Below are 1409 nucleotides of genomic sequence, written 5' to 3' on the forward strand. Positions count from 1 at the left end.
ATCAGAAAGAAATTCCCAGAGGCATTTACTGCCGAGGGAATAGTGAGCTGTGCCGTACAGCCAGTATTGGTTAATCCAATATCAAGATAAAAGCTGTTACAATTTTCTACAGTTTTTTTCGTACGGTATACCTTTCACCAACCTTGAATCCTTCTGTTAACCAGTACCAACATTCGCAAATCCGGGGATAGTAGCCAGTGCCAGCACGGTAGATAGTTTTGGTAGAAATACTTAGTTCCTGAGCTAATTGTTCAAGAGTGTACCGGACTGTTTCAGTAGCAGGTATGTCTGTCTGTCCTTCTACTTCGTCGTCTATATGGAAGTCTATTACATTGTCTCCATAATTTTCTTCATTTCCCTGTAACCCATAGCTAATAGGAATTTTAGATGTGTACATCAGTTTGTCTCTCCTTGTCTGTTTGATGTCTATAATTGAAATATAGACACTAAAAAACGGAAGTACAAGGAACCTAAGCAACTGTTTGGGAACGTAAGCAATTGATACGCAATCAGACTTCAAAAAGGGGTCTCCCGTTTATAATCAGGCGATTTTACGGGAGAAAACTTTACATTCGTAGAGATGAGTTTTCCCATTTTGCGGTCGGAAAAAGGATGTCAAGCTACTTGGGGATTAGAAATTTTCTCAGGTTTGTAAAACTTAGGGACATCTAAAGTTGGCTCTCCAAGTATTTCCATAAATCCCCATTGCTCTCTACCTGGTAAAAATTTAGCTTTAATTTCCACAAAGTAGCGATCGCCTTGTTGATCTTTCTCCAACTTAGGATTAAATCTGAACGGTTTTACTGGAGAATCCCTCCACAGAACAGGTACATGATTTGCCCTAGTTAATTTCTTATTTAATTTCTCATTATCAAATTTTTTCTTTAATCGTGAGACGCGATCGCCTTTTCCTTTTCTATTTCTGTGAATACTTATTACAGGACATTTACAAACCGCTATAAATTGCCACAAACCTGATAGTTTAAATTCGTTAACTTTTAAATCTAAATGAGGAGTATCATTGGCTGCAATTATTGTAAAACCTAGTTTATGGGGAGTATTTTTGTTAGGGAAATGTGTGAGGTAAGGGTAAACAGTTACATACCTATTTTTATCTGGGTCGTAGTCTAGCCTGAGAAACTCTTTTACCTTTGGGCTATTATAAATTAATTCATAAGTTTTACCTTCTGAAATCAGATTGTAGTAAGCATCATTATCCTCATATCGCCTGACTATTCTGCCATATAAAGTTCCTATACCTTGGAAAGCATAATCTTGTTTTGGTGGTAGGCTTTCTTCTTCTTTATTTTCTAATTTTTCTTCTTCTTTAACTTCTGAAGTAGCTACTTTTTGAGATTCAGATTTAGGGTTTGATTCTGTCTGTTTTTTAGTTTCAGTTTTGGACTGCT

At 36.5% G+C, this 1409-nt stretch carries 2 protein-coding genes; both read right to left on the bottom strand.

What is annotated here, in order from left to right:
• Window positions 1-106: 106 nt before the first annotated feature.
• A complete protein-coding gene (locus F6K23_RS40480) occupies window positions 107-397 on the bottom strand; it encodes a hypothetical protein (RefSeq protein WP_293166854.1) in 291 nt (96 codons plus the stop codon).
• A 218-nt stretch (window positions 398-615) separates the two neighbouring features.
• Window positions 616-1409 (bottom strand): hypothetical protein (locus tag F6K23_RS40485; protein ID WP_293166856.1); only part of this gene is annotated, 794 nt, incomplete at its 5' end.

The sequence above is a fragment of the Okeania sp. SIO2C9 genome (assembly GCF_010672455.1).
Lineage (GTDB): Bacteria > Cyanobacteriota > Cyanobacteriia > Cyanobacteriales > Microcoleaceae > Okeania.

What these genes read in the sequence shown, in the direction of transcription:
- F6K23_RS40480 (WP_293166854.1), bottom strand. Translation starts at nt 397, where the DNA reads ATGTACACATCTAAAATTCCTATTAGCTATGGGTTACAGGGAAATGAA.